The 19,971-nt window shown below is 57.1% G+C and carries 13 protein-coding genes; 5 read left to right on the forward strand and 8 right to left on the reverse strand.

What is annotated here, in order from left to right; translation table 11 throughout:
* Positions 1–4: 4 nt before the first annotated feature.
* Both IE099_RS11495 and IE099_RS11500 read right to left on the reverse strand, forming a co-directional pair.
* Positions 5–2,242, reverse strand: coding sequence for a hypothetical protein (locus tag IE099_RS11495; protein WP_189570082.1), 2,238 nt, complete (start codon positions 2,240–2,242; stop codon positions 5–7).
* Positions 2,243–2,281: 39 nt separating this feature from the next.
* Positions 2,282–3,247 carry a DMT family transporter gene (locus IE099_RS11500; RefSeq protein ID WP_189570083.1) on the reverse strand — a complete coding sequence of 322 codons (966 nt, stop codon included), beginning with the start codon at positions 3,245–3,247 and terminating at the stop codon, positions 2,282–2,284.
* A 141-nt stretch (positions 3,248–3,388) separates the two neighbouring features.
* Between IE099_RS11500 and IE099_RS11505 the strand changes: the two genes are divergently transcribed.
* Positions 3,389–6,802: a DUF7133 domain-containing protein gene (locus IE099_RS11505; RefSeq protein WP_189570084.1), complete on the forward strand. Its 3,414-nt coding sequence runs from the start codon at positions 3,389–3,391 to the stop codon at positions 6,800–6,802.
* Positions 6,803–6,865: 63 nt separating this feature from the next.
* On the opposite strand, the gene IE099_RS11510 is transcribed toward IE099_RS11505, so the two are convergent.
* From IE099_RS11510 to IE099_RS11535, 6 genes are all read right to left on the reverse strand, one after another.
* Positions 6,866–7,030, reverse strand: a complete 165-nt coding sequence (locus tag IE099_RS11510; protein WP_189570085.1) for a hypothetical protein — start codon at positions 7,028–7,030, stop codon at positions 6,866–6,868.
* A 157-nt stretch (positions 7,031–7,187) separates the two neighbouring features.
* Positions 7,188–10,538: a LamG-like jellyroll fold domain-containing protein gene (locus tag IE099_RS11515; RefSeq protein WP_189570086.1), complete on the reverse strand. Its 3,351-nt coding sequence runs from the start codon at positions 10,536–10,538 to the stop codon at positions 7,188–7,190.
* Between the two features lie 173 nt (positions 10,539–10,711).
* On the reverse strand, positions 10,712–11,041 hold the full coding sequence (locus IE099_RS11520) for a hypothetical protein (RefSeq protein WP_189570087.1): 330 nt from the start codon (positions 11,039–11,041) through the stop codon (positions 10,712–10,714).
* 6 nt (positions 11,042–11,047) lie between these two features.
* A complete protein-coding gene (locus IE099_RS11525; RefSeq protein WP_189570088.1) occupies positions 11,048–11,443 on the reverse strand; it encodes a hypothetical protein in 396 nt (131 codons plus the stop codon).
* Between the two features lie 50 nt (positions 11,444–11,493).
* Positions 11,494–13,215 (reverse strand): ATP-binding cassette domain-containing protein, encoded by a 1,722-nt coding sequence (locus tag IE099_RS11530; protein ID WP_189570089.1) that lies wholly within the window; start codon positions 13,213–13,215, stop codon positions 11,494–11,496.
* Between the two features lie 88 nt (positions 13,216–13,303).
* Positions 13,304–13,867: a 3'-5' exonuclease gene (locus IE099_RS11535; protein ID WP_189570090.1), complete on the reverse strand. Its 564-nt coding sequence runs from the start codon at positions 13,865–13,867 to the stop codon at positions 13,304–13,306.
* 111 nt (positions 13,868–13,978) lie between these two features.
* Between IE099_RS11535 and IE099_RS11540 the strand changes: the two genes are divergently transcribed.
* The 4 genes from IE099_RS11540 (at position 13,979) to IE099_RS11555 (ending at position 19,965) form a co-directional block, all read left to right on the forward strand.
* On the forward strand, positions 13,979–15,820 hold the full coding sequence (locus IE099_RS11540) for an FAD-dependent oxidoreductase (RefSeq protein WP_189570091.1): 1,842 nt from the start codon (positions 13,979–13,981) through the stop codon (positions 15,818–15,820).
* A 139-nt stretch (positions 15,821–15,959) separates the two neighbouring features.
* Entirely contained in the window at positions 15,960–17,555 is a 1,596-nt protein-coding gene (locus IE099_RS11545; protein WP_189570092.1) for a sugar porter family MFS transporter, read from the forward strand.
* Positions 17,555–19,225: an FMN-binding protein gene (locus tag IE099_RS11550; protein ID WP_189570093.1), complete on the forward strand. Its 1,671-nt coding sequence runs from the start codon at positions 17,555–17,557 to the stop codon at positions 19,223–19,225. Before IE099_RS11545 ends, IE099_RS11550 begins: the two co-directional genes overlap by 1 nt.
* Entirely contained in the window at positions 19,189–19,965 is a 777-nt protein-coding gene (locus tag IE099_RS11555; protein ID WP_189570094.1) for an FAD:protein FMN transferase, read from the forward strand. The genes IE099_RS11550 and IE099_RS11555 overlap by 37 nt, the downstream gene beginning before the upstream one ends.
* Positions 19,966–19,971 lie beyond the last annotated feature (6 nt).

A 19,971-nucleotide genomic window follows, 5' to 3' on the forward strand; every position in this document is an offset into this window, starting at 1 on the left:
AACACTAGAAGGTGCCGTTCAGCTTGCGACCGGTCCAGAAGAGACCGAGGAGGCTGATGAGCACGATAGCCACTGCCGGATGGGCCCAGAGCCGGAGAGGGATGACCTGTGGGCGAGGGGTCGGCAAGAGCTGCAATTCCTTAAGTAAACCTGGCAAGTCGGCCGCTTCGGCAACTTGCCCGCGGGAGATGGAGGCCAGCTCTTCGAGAACGTCAAGCTTGGCTGGTTGTCCGACTTTTTCGAGCTGTTCGTCTTGAGCCAGAATGACTGTGCTCAATTGCGGGGCGTCGCTACTTTCACCGGGAAGATAGGCATCCACTTTCCATTCTCCCGCTTGATTGACCGCGAACTGTGCGTTGAACGTTCCCCAAGTGTTTTCGGCTTCGGTGGACTTCAGTTCGATTCGGGTGGTTTTGCCCGAGGGTTGGGTCAGGTCGAGAGGAATGGGTCCCTCTTTCAATGGCGCACCGTTGGCATCGAAGACGTTGGCTGTGAGGGTGACGCGGTCGCCGGGTTTGGGGCGCTCGGGGGAGAAGTAGAGGCGGATCCGTTGGTCGGTGGCGATGTTCCGTTGGTATGACATCCAGCGGGCAACCTGACCCCAGAAGCGATAGTGATAGAGATCTTCCACCCCGCGGCGCCAGCGCCAAGCCGAGTCGTGCCCGAGGAAAAGAACTTTGCCGCTACCCACCCGATTGGTGACTAGCAGGGGGATGCGTCCGTAATCATTGCGACGGTTCGAGTGGACGGCAAGGACCTCGGTGCCAGACTTGGCTCGCAGCACGGGGGCGTGCCAGAAAAAGCCGGGGAGGGAGGACCAGACCGCGGGATTCTGGTCTTCGCTATCAGCCAGCATCGTGAGAAGGGAGGAGCGCCCCTCGGTCGTGAGCTCGAGGGGAGACGCGGTTGCTTCGGCAAAACCGGAAGGTTGAGTCTTGTCCAACAGGACCGGCATGAGGTCGCCGAGGGGAGAGTCCAAGAGGCTCAACCAGTTGCCCTGACTACCGGGAATGAAGACGAGTCCGGAAGCTTGGTTTTCGACCAGGCCTTTGAGTAATTCGGCTTGTTCGACAGTGAGCTGGTTCTCCGCGATACCGATGTCGCCTAGGAAAACGACATCATACTTTTGCAGGTCTTCAGTTTTTTCCGGGAACTCCTGGATATAGTCCGGTCCGTTGCCAGCTCCCAGTTTCGGGTGGAGGAGCAGACAATCCACCTGCACCCCGGGGTCGCGTGAGAGGGCGTTGCGAATAAAGCGGTATTCCCAACGGGGCAGGGTGTCGATGACGAGGACCCGAATGTCCTCGGGCTTGCCAGAGAGGGTAAACTGGCGGCTGTTGTTGTCGGGAAGAAGCTCTCCGTTGGCGGGCGGAATGGTCAGGGTCAGCGTGTTGGAGCCTTCCTTTTGCAAGCGATAGAGGATGGACTCGTAGACGGTGCTGCGGGCTGGGATGGAGAGGTCTTTGGAGATCTCATTTCCACTGGAATCCCGCAGACGAACGATGGTCCGAAGGTCGCGGTCGAGTGAGGAGCGGATGGTAAAGGGGATTTGCACATTCTCTCCCACAATCCCGTAGGTCGGGGCCGAAACCGCGACGAGGTCGAGGTCGGGGAGGCGAACTTCAGACCCCATGGGCACGCTGAAGATGGGGATATCGCGCAGACGGAATTTTTGGGCCGCAGTCACGGGGGGCTTGCCTTGGTTCCATTCGCCATCGCTCAGGAGAACAACCGATCGCAAGTTGGGTCGGTTCTCAAGCAGGCTGGATAGGGCGCCTTCCAGATTTGTGCCAGGCTGCATCCCGGGTTCGGGATTTTCGGGAGGAATGCCGAAGGTCTCGATGTTGACCGTGGTCTTGCCGTCTTCGAGAAGAGGGAGGTAGAATTCGGACTCGAGTACTTTCTGAGTAAGTTCTGCCCGGGAGATGATCTTTGGTCGGGCTCCATCGGGATTTTCCGGCGCATCTACGGTCGTCATCGAACCCGATGCGTCGGCGAGAATCACGATTTCCGGTTCATCGGTGGGGTTGATGACCCGATGCCATTCCGGTTGCAGCAGAAGAAGGACGACTAGGGACGCGATGAGAAAGCGCAGCAGTTCCAGAGAGCCGGTCCTCACTGGACGGGTGGCTCTGCGGAAAGCGGTCCAGCAATAGAAGCCAATCGCTACAAGAAAAAGCAGACCCAGCCAGACGAAAACGCTGGGAGCGGCAAAATGAAGTTGGTTGATTTGAAATTGCACCCGTTCGGAGGGAAGAGCTTCTCCGCGATTCCCATTTAGTCAACGCTTCGTCGTCGGGAGTTTGTTCAGCAACTCGGACTTATTCGCTGCCGGCGGAGTCATTTTTTGCGCAGCGAGAAGGGAGGCGATTACGAGAGCTCCGCCAAACAGGAGGCCCCAAGTGGCTTTTTCTCCAGGGATTAGGAGCAAGGATTCCGCCACTCCGCAGATCGGAATGATGAAGCGATAGCTCGCAAGCAGATTGACCGGGTGCAAAGTCGATAGATGATTCCAAAGGGTGAAAGCCGAGGCTGAAACGAAGGCCAGCCAAGCCGTGAGGGCCAAAATCTTGGGGCTGAGCAGCTCTGCGGCATGCCCGAAGGCGGGTGCTCCGACCGTGAGGAGAATCAGGCCGCCGGCGAAAAGCGAGCTGCCGGTGGCGGCCCGGGGACCAATGGTGGGGCGAAGTTTTGAAAAAATGATCACTCCCAAAGCGCCCATCAGCGTGGAGGCCAACAAGCAGAACAAGCCCAAGGCCGAAAAGTCTCTTCCGTCGGTTGGAGCACTGGTGGCGAGGCTGACGCCAACTGCGCCGACGAGCAGGGCCAGCCATTGTCCCCGCGAAGGCCAAGGAGTGCGCAAGATGATGGGGGCCAGTAGCATCCACCAGAAGGAGCCCGTTGCGACCATCAGGCTGCCCAGGCTGCCGCTGGCCAAGGAAAGTCCCAGATAGAAGAAGAGGTATTGCCCGGTGGTCTGAGTCAGGGCGAACAAGGCCACCAGATGGAGAGGGCTCGCGCGCAGGTCCTTGATGGGTTGTTTGGAGATGAGCAGTAGTGCGGCACCGGCCAGAGTGAAGCGCACCCCGGCAAACCACCAGAGGTCGGTGAGTCCCGCTTTCACTCCCATTTTCTCCCACTCCAGATACACCAGCTTGATACAAGGGAACGCACTCCCCCAGAGCAGGGCGCAGATGAGGATTGGAGGAAGAATCCGCATCCAATGATTTTCTCCTCGTTCGGGCATGTCCTTGCCTATGGGGCCGAAAGTCGCCTTTGGCAAGATTGGCCTCGGCTTGGCCTCCCCGATTGGGGGGGGAACAGTTCGCAAGTTTCCGGGTGGTGGATTCGTTCTTTATTAGAATCACTTCCTGATTATTTTCTTCTCGTGAACATAAAATTGCATAGCAGATTGGGCTTCGTTGGTCTTTTGGTTTCACCTTTTCTGTCGGCAGCCGAGGGCTTTGAAGCTGCGATCGAGGACGCGACCATTCAGGTGCCTACGGGTCTGACTCTCAAGAGGTTCGCCAATGAGGAGCAGGTGCTCAATCCCACCGCGCTATGCATCGATGACCAGGGCCGAGTTTACGTGGCGGAGACTCACCGGTGGCGGGTGCAGGTACAGGATATTCGCGGAGGAGGAGAGTTTCTCAAGGAGCGGATTGAGGATGATATCACCTGTTGGACCACCGATGATCGCATCGCTTTTCATAAAAAATGGTCGGGAGAGAAATTTTTAGAATGGGAATACTTCACCCGCGAGGCGGAAAAAATCCGACTGCTGGAGGATCGTGATGGTGATGGTCGCGCGGACCGGGCAGGCTACTTTCGAGATGACTTCAATGACCCGCTTTCCGGGACTTCCGGAGGAATTATGGAGCGCGACGGCACGGTCTACTTTGCCAACATTCCGGGTATTTACTCACTGCGTGATTTGGATGGGGATGGAAAGGCAGAAGAGGTCAAGACTCTCGTCGATGGCTTCGGGGTGCGGGTCAGTTTCTCGGGCCATGATCTCAATGGGTTCGCCTTTGGACCGGATGGAAAGATATATTGGTCAGTCGGCGACCGGGGATATCACGTTGAACAGGATGGCAAGGTCTTCGCTTCGGCTGATACCGGTGGGGTTTTCCGCAGCAATCCCGATGGTTCCCAGTTCGAGGTGGTTTACGATCGGCTGCGCAATCCCAAGGAGATCGTCTTTGATGAGTTTGGAAACCTCTTCACTGTCGACAATGATTATGACCAGGGGGACAGCGAGCGCATCGTCTACCTCGTTGAGCACGGCGACGCAGCTTGGCAGATGGGACATCAGACCCAGACTTCCTTCGGCAATACTGTCTACAAACATCGCAAGCCGAACTCCAGGGAGCTGCACGAGCGTGAGGATCCTTGGATGGCCGAGGGAATGTGGAAGACCCGCCACGAGGACCAGCCAGCCTATTTGCTGCCGCCGGTTGCCTTGACGGTGAATGGTCCCGGGGGATTGGCCTATCATCCGGGAGTCACCTCCTTGCCCGCCCGATATGAGCGCACTTTTTTCCTCGCGAGTTATGTGGGAGCTCCCGCGACTTGCAAGATTGAAGCCTTTCGGTTGAAGCCTGAGGGCGGGGGATTTGCAGTGGAATCCAGCGAGCCATTCCTCAAGAGCATGGCTGTCACCGACCTTGATTGGGGCCCCGAGGGCAAGCTCTACATCAGCGACTTCATCGGTGGCTGGGTGAAAGCGGAGGCGGGCAATGTGTGGACCATTGCCGATGAGAGTGGACTGCGAAAGCCCGAGGTGCTGGAGGTGAAGGAATTGCTGGCGACCGGGATCACCGGGCGTAGTCCCGAGGAGTTGAGCGAACTGCTGGCTCACGCCGATGTCAGGGTGCGGCAACGGGCGCAGTTTGCCATCGCGAAGCTTCCGGAGGCTCGCGCAATATTCGAAGCCGCTACTTCCAGCGAGGCGCCTTTACTCAAGCGCTTGCATGGCATCTGGGGTCTGGGTCAGTTGGCTTTTGCCGATTCGGAAAATCTCCACATCTTTGAGGAACTGTTAGAGGACCCTGAGATGGAAGTTCGGGCCAATGCTGCTCGCACCTTAGGTTGGCATCCCGAGGCGGTAGCGAACTATCACGATGCTTTGGTCAAACTCTTGCAGGATTCTTCGCCCCGCGTGGTTTCCCTCGCAGCGCTCGCGCTGGCCAACGAAGGCTCGTCTTCCTCGGTGGAGGCGGCGCTGGCAATGTTGATCGCCAATGAGGATCGCGACCTCTATGTCCGCCATGGCGGAATCATGATTCTGACCAAGGGTGCCAGCGCCACAGAGTTGGGGGTCCTTGCCAGCCATCCTTCCAAGTCGGTTCGAATCGCGGCTGTGGTGGCCCTGCGCCGGCAGGGCGCGGCAGAGATTGAGCGCTTCTTTGATGATGCGGATCTCTTTGTTAGAAAGGAAGCTGTTCGCGGAGCCTATGATGAGAATATTGTAGAGGCTTTGCCCGCACTTGCCGGTCGGGCTCAGATGATTTCGGCTTCAATCAGCGAGCAAGACAAGTTCTATCCCCTCACTGCCAAGCGGGCGATTTATGCGGCATGGCGCCTTGGCCGCCCGGAGGATGTTGCGAGAATTTTGTCCATCGCGAGTGACACTAATGTCGATTCCAGGGTTCGCCGTGATGCCTTGGTGGCGCTGTTGGATTGGAACGAACCTCCAGTGGCGGATCCGGTGGTTGGAACCGCGGTGCCTCTTCCCGAGGGGCGGAGCGAGATTGCCGCGCGGGAGTTGGATGCGCTCAAGGACTTGATTGCTTCACTGGCTAGCGCATCCGGGGAAGGAGACTTGTTGGAGTTGGGGCTCAAGTTGGCTCGTCAGTCCAAGGTGGTTGTTCCCAACGGAACTTTGTTCGAGATTTTGTCCTCAACTCAACTCGCGAAACCGGCTCGGCGCTTGGCGGCGGAACTCTTTGGCCAGCAGGAAACGGATTCAGTTGCTCTGAAGGATGCAATGGCTGTTCTCCTGAGGGACGAGAGTGCTGATCTGCGAAGCTATGGCCGCGAGTTTTTAATGAAAACAGACCGACCTGCCGCGTTGTTGCTGCTGGGTGAGGCTTTGGTGAGTCCCAAGAGCACGGTCGCGGAGAAGCAGCAGACTCTCGAGATTCTTGGAAAAGAGCGTGGCCCGTCTGCCGAGAAGGCACTGGTGGAAACCTTGAAGAGGCTTCAGGAGGGGAAGTTGGCCAAGGCGATCGTGCTGGACGCCATCCTCGCGGCGGAGAGTTCTCCCTCCCCCGAGGTCGCGCGGGCATTGGCTTCTTATCGCGAGGAATTATCGCAGAAAGATCCTCTCGCGGAGTGGTTCGCTGCCTGCGAGGAGGGAGGCGACCCGAAGAGAGGGGAAGAGGTCTATTTGAACCATGGCTCAGCCCAGTGCGCGCGCTGCCACGTGATCGATGGCGTGGGGGGGAAGGTCGGTCCCGATCTTTCCGCGATTGGAAAGGATCACTCTCGTTCCTACCTGCTCCGTGCACTGATCACTCCGGGTAGTGAAGTTGCGGTCGGCTACGGTATAGGGACCGTCGTTCTGAAGGATGGCTCTACCATCAGTGGTTTGATCATGGCGGACGATGAGGAGGGCAATGCGGTGGTCAGGGTTGGGGAGGACGAACGGGTCATTCCCAAGGAAAGTATTGCCACTCCCGCCGCACCGGTATCCGCCATGCCGCCAATGTCTGGTCTCCTTAGCAAAAAAGAGGCCCGCGATTTGGTCGCTTATCTTGCTGGTCGAAAGAAAGACGACTCAGCTGAGAAGCACAAATAGGTCTCTAGTCGAGTTTGAGCATAGCCTTCTGCGGGGAGAGGAGGCTTCCGAACCTTAAATATCTTAGGCGTGGAAGGCACGAGGAGAGTCAGGCGACTCCTTTTCGAAGTCAATCTGTTCGACTTCAGGAGTTTGGAGCGGTGCGGTCTCCTTTTCTTCGTTCAATGTTGAGGCAACAGTGAGCGAACAAAAGAAGCCAGCGACAGCGAGCAAGACGATGGGCTTCATACGATGTGGGATGCGTTGTTAAGGCGAGTCGGAATTAGCAGTTGTTAGGCCAAGTGAAAGAAAATTAGAAGGTGAATCAAGTCACCTCGAAGGGACGAAAAAACCCGTGCCCTCGCAGAGGAGAGCACGGGTTGTTGGTGGGAATCGGCGAGAAACCTTATGGCGCGGGCGTGGCCTCGGTCAAACGAACCAAGGCGGTGGTGCCAAGCGGTGCGGTGGGAATCGAACGGGCTTCCACTGCTCCGGCTGCGGTGAAGGTCGAGCCAGCAACAGTCTCCCAAGACGAAGTCGTGGTATTGTAGCTCTCGAACTGATAGTCCGCTCCTCCCGTCAGGCCCTCCGCGCTGACGTTCAGGTTTCCACCGGAGTAGTCAACGACGCTGAGGTTGAGCTCGGCTGGAGCTTCCAGAACAGTTGTTATATCAGGGCCTGCAGCGTAGGCGGCACTCGCGTCCGCATCCGAGAAGATACCGCAGTAGACGTTGAACTCGTTGATTGAGAGGGTCGGGAGCGGGTCGTTCCACTGAGCCCGGCCCAGCCAATTGTTAAAGTCGTCCAAGGTGCTGAGAGCTTCTGTTGGGAAGTCAAAGTCGACCAGGAATCCGTCGACGTAGAGCTTACCAATTCCGTTGTCCGTATCATAGGTCACCACGAAGTGGGTCTCTGTGGTTGGCATGGGCAGGGTGTCTTCCAGCTTCATGGTCTCTCCGCCTGAACTATTGGTGGTGAAGGACGAGCCGGGGGCTCCCGTTCCCCCTTTCTGTGCAGTGAGGTAGAGGTAGGTCAGTCCCGTGCCGGAGAAGCCTTCCCCGCCTGAACTGCTGCCGAATGAGAAGAGTCGCTCCCAATTGGATGTGCTCGTTCTGGTGACCCACATCTCGAAGGAGTGAGCGTTTCCATAGGTTGTCGTATCGAGTCCCGAAATCATGCCATTCGGAAGGTCGACGAAGGGAGCGGTGGTATCACCTGCAGCGACCGCTCCACCCGGTAGGTTCAGCGCTCCGCCAGAATAGGAGAAGCCCGAGTTGACCACGACGCCATCCATACCACCAACACTGTCGGGGACTGTGGTGGGAGTCGAACCATCAGGATAGTTGAAGGTGTAGTGATGCTTCTGGATAGGCGGCTTGGCTGCGAACTCAGCAACCGTGATTTCCACCCCATCACTCATCCCGCAATATTCTGCAGAAATCGTCGCGGTTCCCGCGGCAACAGGGGTGACCAAACCAGTGGCGAAGTCCACCGTGGCAACGGTCTCATCTGACGAAGTCCAATCGATATCTAAGGCGTTGGTCACATCCAATCCGGTGAGAGAGCCGAAGTCGGCGCTGGCCGTGAATTGGACGTTGGGCTTCGCCTCGCCATCAAATCCGATCGTGGTCGTCGGGGCGGCCACGGTAACGGCGGTGATGTCCTCGATGGTGACTGGGACGACCACCGACTGGGTTCCAGAGGAGTGGGCATAAGTCACCGTGATGTTCGCGGTGCCGGGAGCGGTATAAACAATCTGACCATCTTCATCGAACTCGATGACATCGATGTCGTCAGAGGAGTAGGTCACCGCGCTGAAGTTGGTGACCTCGAAGGTGCTGCCGCCGTCGAAGGTCGCGTCAATCTTGAGCTGGTAATCCTCGTCAGGAGAAGCCTTGGACAAGACCAGTGGATTGGGAGTGGATGCGAGGCTGACCAGATTTCCCGGATCGACCAACAGGTCTTCGTTGGGCGCGTCGGGACCTGCCGCGTAGCTCTGTGCGATATCGAGCTCGTCCATCACCCCGGTAAAGAAGCGAACTTCATCGAAAGAACCCCCAAAGAGAGCGTTCCCTGACCAGGAGGGGCGGCCGATGTAATTATTGACGTCGCTGATCGTGGCGAGGTTTTCACCGCTGATTCCGCCCGTCGTTTGCCAAATCTTTCCGTCTTGATAGAGAGAAATGACGTTGCAGTCCAAGTCGTAGGTCATGACCCAGTGGATCATCTCGTTACTTGGGAAAGCGATTTGGTCGAAGAAGACGGTTGAACCACCAGTGGTATCATTGACTTCGATCCGTGTTTGACCCGCATTGCTGCGCTTGGCTACGATATCGAAGAAGTCGGCTCCGTTTCCTGTATCCGTATTGCAGTTCACATCGCTTTCACCCACTTCCAATCCTGGAGTGGTTCCGGTCGCGGTCGAGCGTCCAAAGGCGAAGAAGCGCTGCCAGGATCCGCCAGTGCGGCTGGCGCTGGCCCACCACTCGATACTGAATGATTGGCCCTCGGTGCCTGCTGCGTTTTTGGCAAAGCCGCTAAAGATTCCGTTGGGCAAGTCCACATGGGGACAAAGCAGTTCGGCGGGGTCGGTGCCAGGGACGGTGGCTGTATTGTTGAAGATGAGTTGGCCGTTCCCATCGTAGGTGGCGTCGTAGACAATCCCATCAGCGGAACCGACGAGGTCGGGCTCGATTGCCCCGCCATTGGCGAGAGAGGTGTCGGTGGAAGCGTCCGCATTATTGAAGGAATAACGGTGCACGACCACTGGCGCGGGAGGGAAGGCCTGCGTGACGGTTACCGGAATGCTCGCAGTCAGACCCTGGTAGTTGGCCGTGATTGTGGTCGTCCCAAGTCCGGTAGGAGTTACAAATCCGTCAAAGTCAACGGTGGCTACCGACTCGTCTCCGCTGGAATAGGTGATGTCGAAGTCATTTGCCGCTACTGGAATGGAGCAGGGCAATCCCGCGAATGTCGCTTCGAAGGATGGAATCTGAGTTCCCAGCGCGGGGAACTCACAAGCAGCGGAATTCACCTCGAAACCGTTGACGGTGAAGTCTGTGAGGGCTCCGGGAGAAAAGGTTGTTTCCACCGTGGGGCCGGTGATGGCGAGGGCGGGCATCCCTGCATAGCCCGCGGTGCTGGCCGGGCCCTCAACCGCCCGATACCAGTCGAACTTCAGAGAATCAGGGAGCGTTGCCGGAGTGGTGAAGGTGTAGGAAACGACAGGAGGGTCGGTGAGGTCGGGGTCATCCGCGGTTTTAAGCTCCACGCCCGCGGTGGGGTCGGAGATGTTCGTGACGTCAAAGACAAAAGCCGATCCTTGGTTGGGCTGATCTCCCTGACCCCACAGATAGATGGTGTATTCAGTGCTGGGAGAGAGGATCGCCGCGAGATTGCAAATCTCTACCGTAATGGCGGGATCTCCTCCATTCGGGAGGAAGATGTAATCGTTCTCCAAGTTGTTGATTGTCAGCGCGGAGTTGAAAGAGTTGACCCCGTTCAAGTTCGTCGTCCCCCGGTCATAAAAATTCAGAATCGAGTAACTCGCTCCGATCCGGGCGCTGGGGGCAGGTCCACTCACCTCGTAGATGGTGCCACTTGCGGTGCCAGTGGGGATTGAGCCCACCGCGCTTTCAAACTCAGATTCGACTGCCAGAATCTGGTTGGCTTGTCCGAAGTCGATCAGGACGTCGGCATGGGATGTGCTACCTGCTGCTAGGCCGAGCAGAATAGCGGTTATATATTTAGGTTTCATGGTTTTTATTCTGATAGAACACTATCAGACTGAACGTCCCCTTCCCTGAATCAAGACCTAAGCTGCTTCCTGCAGAGTTCGGGTTCTCCTTTGACTAATTTTGCCAAGTCTCCAGTCGTTTGTGGGAGTTGTTAGCGATTTTTTCTATATCGCTAAAATGGAGGGAAAGAGGGCTAATTTTCCTCCTTGAGCAGAGCTTCAATCGCTTCTTGTTGCCGGAGCTGGTGGATCTTTTTTAGCCCAAATATCAGGATTGGCGGGCAAATCAGCCATGCGGCCAGGCGGTAGGGATCTCCTTGAGAGTGGTCGCCCACGGCTTGGTCGACTGGTTTGAGATCTGCAAAACTACCGACGATTCGAAGGTTGATGGCAGCAAGGGTGCTGCCGAAAAAGGTGAAAAAGGCGAGGGGCCAGAAGCGGTGGGAACGCGCGATTCCGATGATGAATCCGACCGGTGGACCGAGAAGGAAAAGGGCTTGGGGAATGACCGCAAAAAGTTCCACGAGATATTACAAGCGGATGAGATCCAAAGTCTTGGGAATGCCGCCTTTTTCAATCTCTACCTTGACGGCATATCTTTGCTCACGCTCGATATTGACCGTATTCAGGGAGTTCGGAACGACTACGAAAATGTGCTGATCGGGGCCGGATCCTTCGACTCGCAGATGCACGAATTTGGCTTCGTCACGCGGCCGAATCGAGTTCACCCGTCCTTCCACCGAGTAGACATTACCACGCAGTGAATTGGCATTGTTCAGAAAGGCTTCCACCGGTAGAGGAGGAGAGGAGAAGCCAGCCGGCTTGCGATTGAGCAGAAAGTAACCCCCTCCCAGAAGTAGCAGAACGGCTACGACGATGCCAATGGTGGCAGTGGGGCTGGATTTGGAAGAAGCGCGACGGGCCATGGAATTGACTATGGGTGATTGGGTGGGTGGTATGAATCTAAATCTGTCTCTTAATCCCAGCGGGGCTTTTGCATCCCAATCAGAGCGGCTGCCAGGCCGATGACGAGATGAACCAGGAGCATGAAGATACAGGTGTCGCTCTGGGAAAGACTTGTCTCGGTGACCGCCTTGATGGCATTGAATTTTTCCTCATCAAGAGAATCCACCGCACCCGACCAGGCCCAATAGGCCGCGATGAATGGGCGGGTGAGGGGCTCGAAGGCCTCGGGTAGTGCCAGGACCGCGCCAGAGAGGGGCAGCTGGAAGCCCACCAGATAGATGGACAGCAGGGAGGCTTGCTCAGCATTTTTCGCCAGCGACGAGATGCCCAGGCAAACCGCAGTCATCGCCGCATTCACCATCACGAGAAAGGCCAGGTGGCTCGCAAAGTTTCCAGTGAACTTCCAGAAGATCTCTACAAAAAAGCCCATCCAGAGGGACTGCACGAGCACGAGGACGCTGAGAAAGAGGAGTTTGGAAGTGAGATAGGACAGAGATGAGAGGCCTCCGAATTTTTCCTTTTCAAAGATATTCCGTTCCGAGGCCACCTCCCTCGCGGCGTTGTTGGAGCCCATCAGACAAAGGAGAACGACTTGGAACATGATGATTCCAGAATTTGCCGAGCCGACCTTCAAGCGCGATTCGCGCACCTCGGTCCGGTTGATCAATTCCACGATCTTGTTGTCAGCCATGGAGTCCGAGAGCTTTTGCGACTGCTCATTCGCCTTGGGGGAGAAGAGCGAGACGAGCAGAGGAAATCCAATGATGAGGGCGAGCTGAAGGATGATTTGACCCTTGTCCCGGAAAAAAATTCGCGCCCGACGGGAGAGCAGGGTCGCGGTTTGTGCGAAAAAGCCGGGAGCTCGCACTTGGGGTTCCGTGGACTCATCTTCCCCGGCCTCTTCGGCTTGAGGCGTGGGGTTGTTGGCGGAGTTGGCGATGAGCTTGTCCTCGTAGTGCTTGCGATGCTTGTTCCAAGAGGACTGCCATTTGGCAGAGGGTTGTTGGGACAATGCCGGATAGATTTCTTCAGTGTCTTTCACCGAGAAGTAGTGCGTCACTCCCGAGGGGGGGCCATGATAAGCAACTCTTCCCTCATGCAAGACCAGAAGGGAGTCGTAGAGTTCGAGATGGGCCAGGGAGTGAGTAACGGAAATGATGATGCGGTCTTCCTTGCGTGAAAGGTCGTGCAGGAGATGGACAATCTCGCGCTCCGAGCGAGGATCGAGACCCGAGGTGACCTCGTCACAGAGCAGAAGCTTGGGAGAGGAGACGAGTTCCATAGCGAGACCGAGCCGGCGCTTTTGACCTCCTGAAAGGACCTTGACCGGGCGGTCGGCGATCTCGGTCATTCCCGTTTCGGCAAGAATTCGGTCCAGCCGCTCATCCAATTCCGTAGTGGTCCGGGACTTGATCCGCAGCCTGGCAGCAGCTTCCACTGACTCGTCCACAGTGAGCTCGTCGTAGGCGACCGAGAATTGCGGAACGTAACCGATCTCGTGTGGTTCGAAGTCCGCTTCTTCCGCCAGATCCCTTCCCTGATACCGAAGAGAGCCCGAGGTCTCGGGGTTGATTCCCGCAATGGTCTTCAGCAAGGTGGTCTTTCCGCAGCCTGATGGACCCACGATTGCCATGAAATGGCCGGTTGGGATATCGAGCGAAACTTCATCGAGAAGCGGAAAGTCTTCGCCATCTTTGGCGATATGGAAGCTAAGGTTGTCGAGCTGAAGCATAAGAGAACGTCTCGTGCAAACGAAGGGGAAGGAAGGCTTCTTTGAGAAAACTTGTCTTTCGCCGATTGATTGGAAGTTCAGGCTAACATCAGAGCCGGAGGGTGCCGAGGGGGTGCTCTGCTAGATCGAGTTCTTCCACAATGTGGAAGAGGAGAATGAGAGAAGCCGCAGCATCGAAGAGCGCGTCGTGCCAGTCGCGTCCGGGGACCAGTTCGCGCAATCGGGGGGTCAGGCCAAGAGCGTCACAGAGGCCCCCGAGGCGGTGGGACTCGGCCTGGGGATAGACCTTGCGCGCGAGCTTGAGGGTATCGAGCCAAGGACCAAAGGGATGGCCGGGCAGGGAGGCGAGAAAGCGTTTTTCGGTCCCGTGGGCATGCGCCACGAGGGGGCAATTGCCGAGGTGTTGCTTTAAGGTGGGATAAAGTTGCAGCAAGGTCGGTGCTCCTGCCAACTGAGCATCAGTGATGCCGTGAACGCGTTGAGCTCCGCGCGTGACAGGGCGGTCGATGGCGAGAAAGCTGTCGTAGAGAACCGGTTGCTCGCCCAGACGCCCTGTAGCAATTCCGATTTGAATGGGTACGTCAGGCTTGTCGGGCACGGCTCCGGCAGCCTCGAAGTCCAAGGCTGCGAAGGTGGTCTCGGCAATCGTCATGAGAGGTGATCTTCTGTCATGAGCCCGCTGTTTGACCAAGGTTTTCCCCGCCATCAGAACGCGAATCCTATTTTTTTGAGTAATCGGGGGATCTGTCTCGTAGTTCTGTCCATGACTATCCGCAAAACCGTCCTTACTGCTCTTGTTTTAGGTTCTTCCTTGGGATTTGCTGAGCAAGTCTTGGTGGAAGCCGAATCTTTGAGCGAGCGTGGGAACTGGAAGTTAGATACGCAGTTCATTGAGTTAATGGGGTCGCCTTATTTGTTGGCCCACGGATTGGGGGAGCCGGTTGGCGAGGCGACGGGTAAGTTCTCGCTCGGAGATGGGGGAGAGTATCAGGTGTGGGTGCGGACCGTGGACTGGTCCGAGCAATCAGGTCGGGCCGGAGGAGCGGGTCAGTTCGAGCTGCTGATTGACGGGAAGAAGGTTGGCGAAAATCTGGGTGCCGGGGAGCCGACCTGGAATTGGGAGTCGGTGGGGAAAGTGAATTTAGAGGAGGGGGAGCGCACGATTGCGGTGAACGATTTGACGGGATTCGATGGCCGCATTGACGCCATTTATCTCACCAACGAGAAGGATTCGGAGCCGACCAACGATTCTGCTATTTTGCCCGAGTGGCGTCGTGAACTGTTAGGCTTGGACGAAGAGCCGACTGAGGCCGGGAAGTTTGACCTGGTTGTTGTGGGGGGCGGCTATGGAGGCTTGGGTACGGCGATTTCTGCTGCTCGTAATGGATGCCAAGTGGCTCTCATCGAAAGCCGGGAAATGTTGGGAGGGAATGGCTCCTCGGAGATTCGAGTTTGGGCGAAGGGGGACTTTCCGCCGTCCGACTACCCGTTGGCCGATATTGTCAAAGAGTTCATGGATGAAGCCAAGGCTTCGCCCGCACCGGCGGAAGAGTTTGGTGATGCGAAGAAGGCTGCGGTGGTGAAGGCCGAGGGCAACATCACACTCTTTCTCAATCAACATGCCTTCGCGGTTGAGATGGAGGGCGAGGAGATCGCGGCGGTTCATGGGCTGGATACTCAGACCAGCGAGGTTCGACGTTTTAGCGCTCCGCTCTTTGCCGACTGCACGGGACATGGCTGGATTGCCGACAAGGCCGGAGCGGATACTCAAATGGAAGAGAAAGGCCGCATGGGAATGAGTAACATGTGGATGTGGGGCAACGGGAAGGAACCGGTTGCTTTCCCTCAGAAGGACTGGATGCTCGAGCTAACTGAGAAAGACTTTCCGTTCCCAGTTCGCTTTCATGGCCAGTGGTTCTGGGAAGGGGGCTTCGACCAGCACCCGATTCAGGACTTGGAGAAGATTCGCGACTGGAACTTGATTGCGGTTTATAGCGCCTGGAATGCGATGAAAAATGGTGGTGCCTATGCCAAGAGAGATCCCAAGAAGAAAGAATTTGCGAATGCAGAGTTGAGCTGGCTGGCCCACATCGGTGGCACTCGCGAGACCCAACAGGTGCTGGGGGACGTCATTCTAACAGAGGAAGATATTGTGAGCGGGAAGGAGTTTCCTGACGCCTGCGTGCTGACCACTTGGTCCATTGACTTGCACTATCCGAACCAGACTTACGCGAAAGGCGCACCCGAGAATCCCTATATCTCCAGAGCGGTTCACAATCGGGCGGTGGATCGTAAGATCGGTTACGCCATCCCTTATCGCTGTTTCTATTCTCGCAACGTGCCCAACCTGTTCACTGCTGGTCGCAATATTAGTGTGACCCACGAAGCTCTTGGGACGACTCGGGTGATGAATACCATCGGCATGATGGGAGTGGTGGTTGGAAAGGCGGCTGCGATTTGCACCGTGAAGGATTCAACGCCTCGCGAAGTCTACGAAGATTATTTGCCCGAGCTGAAGTTCCTCATGCTTCAGCCCGGGGAGAACCGTTACGCGACCATCGAGGAACTTGAGAAGGCCCTCGAAGCTGCCGACAAAGCCAGCTGAGTCAAAACGACTTCCGGAAAAGTGATTGATCGAAAACGGCAGCTCTTTGTCAAAATGGAGCACGACCTAGTGAAGTTTCGTCGATGCGGGAAATTGAATTGTCGGATCTCAGTCGAGAAGGAACACTGGCACGCTCGCAATGAAACGTAACCAACTCTTCATCTGGGCTCTGACTTCCGCGTTGGCGGGTTTTCTCTTCGGTTTTGATACCGTCGTTATTTCAGGGGCGGAGAAAACGATTCAGGATCTGTGGGACCTGAGCGGCTCCCAGCATGGTCTCGCTCTTTCGGCCGCCCTATGGGGGACGGTCCTGGGATCGATGTTCGGGGGGTGGCCCGCCAATCGATTCGGGCGAAAGGGGACGCTTCTTTGGATCGGAATCCTTTACTTTGTCTCCGCAATTTGGTCGGCGCTTTCCAATGACCTCATCCCCTTCGCCATCGCTCGTTTCATTGGTGGGGTCGGGGTCGGGATCTCCACGGTGGTGGGCCCGATGTATATCTCGGAAATCGCTCCGGCGGAAAAGCGGGGACGCCTGACCGGGATGTTCCAGTTCAACATCGTGTTCGGGATTCTAGTGGCCTTTTTCTCCAATTGGTTGATTGGGAAGGCTCTGGATGAAACCGCCTGGCGCTGGATGCTGGGGGTGGAGGCGATTCCGGCCGTGATCTATGCCGTGATGTGTCTCCGCATTCCGGAAAGTCCCCGCTGGCTCATCACTCAAAAGGGCGACCGGGCAGAGGGCAAGCGCGTGCTGGGGCTCTCGCGACCTGAGGCCACGGAGGAAGAGCTGGAGGCGCTGGTCCACGAGATCGAATCCCATAGTGGAGCAGAAGCCAAGACCGGCAAGATTCCCTTCAAACGCCTGCGCATTCCTCTCATTCTCGCGTTCCTGATCGCGTTTTTCAATCAGCTCTCGGGCATCAACGTGATTCTCTATTTTGCTCCCCGCTTGCTGGGGTTGGCTGGAATCGAGGATCCGCTGGCTGCTTCGATTTGGCTGGGGATCGTGAACCTGATTTTTACTTTCGTGGGGCTTTATCTGATCGACCGCCTGGGACGCAAGAGTCTGCTCTTTATTGGTTCTATTGGTTACATCGTCTCGTTAGGCGTTTGCGCCTGGGCCTTTCTGAGCTTCCCGGGGTTCAAGGTCGTATCGACCGCTATCGACTATCAGGGGGCGGCCGAAAAGGTGGAGAAACTGGCGGTCGCCGAGCGCACGGTGACGCAGGAAGAGAAAGAGTCTGCTGCAGAGGCCCTGAAAAGCACGGGAGAAGCGCTGGTGGCGGCAACCAACTTGCCCAACTATGAGGGAGAGAAGCTGGAGGCGTTGAAAAGCCCGGGCACTGTGGAAGCGATCCAAATTGCGGACAACGCGAAGAAGGATGCGTCGAAGGTTCTGGGTGGGTTGAGTCTACTGGTTCTCGTTTGCCTACTGGGTTTCATCGCGTCGCATGCCATGGGGCAGGGGGCGGTGATTTGGGTCTTCATTGCCGAGATTTTTCCAAATGCGTTTCGCGCCGCCGGTCAATCCTTTGGGTGTGCCACTCACTGGGTTTTTGCAGCGCTGTTGTCCCAGCTCTTTCCCATTGCGATTGGGAAATTTGACGCCGGATTCATCTTCGGATTCTTCGCCTTTATGATGGTCCTGCAGTTGCTGTGGGTGTTGGTGATGGTTCCCGAGACCAAGGGAGTCCCGCTGGAAGAGATGGAGAAAAAGCTCGGCATTTCCTAGTGGAGAGAGCAACCGCAAGAACAAGAAAGGGATGGGTCGGGACTTACCGGCTCGCCGTTCTTGCCGCGATTTGCGGAGCTCTATTCTACGCGATCCAAGGGAAGGAGTCCGCGCCTTGGGAGCCTTCGCGTGTGCTTTTGGAGGCCCAAGTGGTCGTTCCCGAGGCCACTGCACTAGGCGAAGCAAAGGAAGGCCTCGTCGAGATCTTGGGCGAGGGCGAGGCGGTGTTGGGATGGGTGACGATGACCAGTCCGGCTTCCGATGGGGTTGTGGGTTATTCTGGTGCGACCAATCTACTGGTGGTCTTCGATACCGCAGGGGCCATTCAGGGGATGCGCGTTCTGGACTCAGCCGACACCGAAAGCCATCTCATTCGCATTGAGCGGGAAGCTGATTTCTGGAAGCAATGGAGGGGGCGCAGGGCCAGTGAGAGTCCAAGCGAACCGGTGGTGGTGAGTGGCGCGACCCTGACTAGCGAGGCCATTGCCAAAGCGATGCGAGCCCGCTTCTTGGGGGAGTCGGATGCGGGGTTCTACGATCAAGAGCCAAGTCTTTCCCTCATTCAGGAAAGCAATGATGAGGTGGAGCGACTACGATTTGTTCCAGAGCGGCGGGGAAGCTACGAGTTGTTAGATGGGGCTGGTCAGCGAGTGGGCTACCTGCTGCGAAGCGGCAATCGCGCGGGACAAGCCCGGGGCTTCAATGCCACGCAGGACGTCTGGGTCCTGCTGGATGCGCGGGGAGAAACGGTGGAGGATGTCCGCCTGCAGGGAACACGTGACAACGAGCCTTACATCCTGGATGTCCAAGAGGAGCTCAAGTGGACGGAGGCCTATCGGGGAAAGGTAGTTTCGGAGTTGGCCTCGGACCCAAGGGGTGGTGACCTGATTTTTCCGGTTAGTGGAGCGACGGTGACGGCGGGTTCCATCGCCGAGACGGTGAGGGGCCTACTACGCGAATGGCAGCGCGAGCCGACAAAGACATCATGGTGGCAGGGGCGTGATTGGTCGGTGGTCGCTTGGATGGCTCTTGCGCTGGGCTTGGGATGGAGCCGATGGAAGGGACGCAAGTGGGTGCGCTGGGTGACGGAGGCTACCGCCATCGCAGTCGGAGGTTTGTGGCTGGGGGTGATGATTGGCATGGGCTCGCTGGTGGGATGGAGTCGGGGTGGGCTCCCTTGGGAAAGTTTTCCGGGCTTGGTGTTGGTGGCAGCGGTGGCGGTCTTGGTGCCCGTAACCACGGGGAAAAATGCCTACTGCGCCCGGTTGTGCGCCCACGGAGCGGCGCAGGGCATTCTCTTTCGATTGACCAAGTGGCGCTGGGTGCCGGGAGCGCGCACCCATCGGGGCTTGAAGAGTCTGCGGTGGTTGCTTCTAACGGCAGTGGTGTTATTGGCCGCGATGGGACTGCGACGAGACTTTTCGGCGGTGGAACCCTTTGATGTCTGGAGTGTCGGTTTTTATGCCCTTATCCCCAGTGTGATTTGGGTTCTTGGACTTGTTCTGTCTCTCTTTGTTCCGAAAGCCTACTGTAAATACGGATGCCCGACAGGCTACCTGTTAGAGCATCTCACGGCCAGTCGGGGGCGATTTCAGCCAAGGGATGGTTGGGCCGGATTGCTGGCTCTGATCGCATGGCTGGGAGTATGGGTAGCAGGGAGGATGGCTTGAAGTTCCTTTTATTGGCTGTCTTCGCAGCGCTACTTCTCTCTTGCCGACCGTCGCAGAGTGAAGCGGAACTCTCGGTGGCCCAAGGCTCTGCGATGGGGACAAGCTGGCGGTTGGTCGTTCGGGGAGGGGATGCGCCTGAGTGGCAGAGCGAAATTGAGAGTCTGTTGCTCACGCAGGAAAAGCGTTTCTCCAACTGGTCGGAGGTGAGCGAAGTCTCCCGAATCGAGCGCGGAGAAAGCGAGATGTCATCCGAGATGCGAGATCTACTGACCCTGAGCGAACAAATCCGCGAGGCAAGCGACGGGGCCTTTGATATTGCTTGGGATGGCGGGCTGGACTTGGGCGGCGTGGCCAAAGGTTGGGCGGTCGATCGAGTGGGAGAATTGCTGGGTGAGGTTGGTCTGAGCGACTTTGTCTTCGAGCTCGGAGGGGAGATTATCGCGCGGGGAGACGGGCCTGACGGAGAGGGGTGGCAGGTGGGAGTGGAGAGTCCTGACCCGACCAGCGCAGACCTCGCCCGCACCCTAACCCTCCACAATGAATGTCTCGCAACGAGCGGAAATTATCACCAGCCAGGCCACCTGAAAGATGGGAGAACCGGACAGCAGGTCGGTGGCGAGTTCCGCTCAGTAACGGTGGTGATGCCTACGTGTGCGGAAGCTGATGCGTGGGCGACGGCTTTGTTTGTATTGGGCGATGAGCCGTCGGGATTCGCCGGTCGGGCCTATCGGAACCGCTGAAAAAGG

The organism is Roseibacillus persicicus (assembly GCF_014651675.1).
Classification (GTDB): Bacteria; Verrucomicrobiota; Verrucomicrobiia; order Verrucomicrobiales; family Akkermansiaceae; genus Roseibacillus; species Roseibacillus persicicus.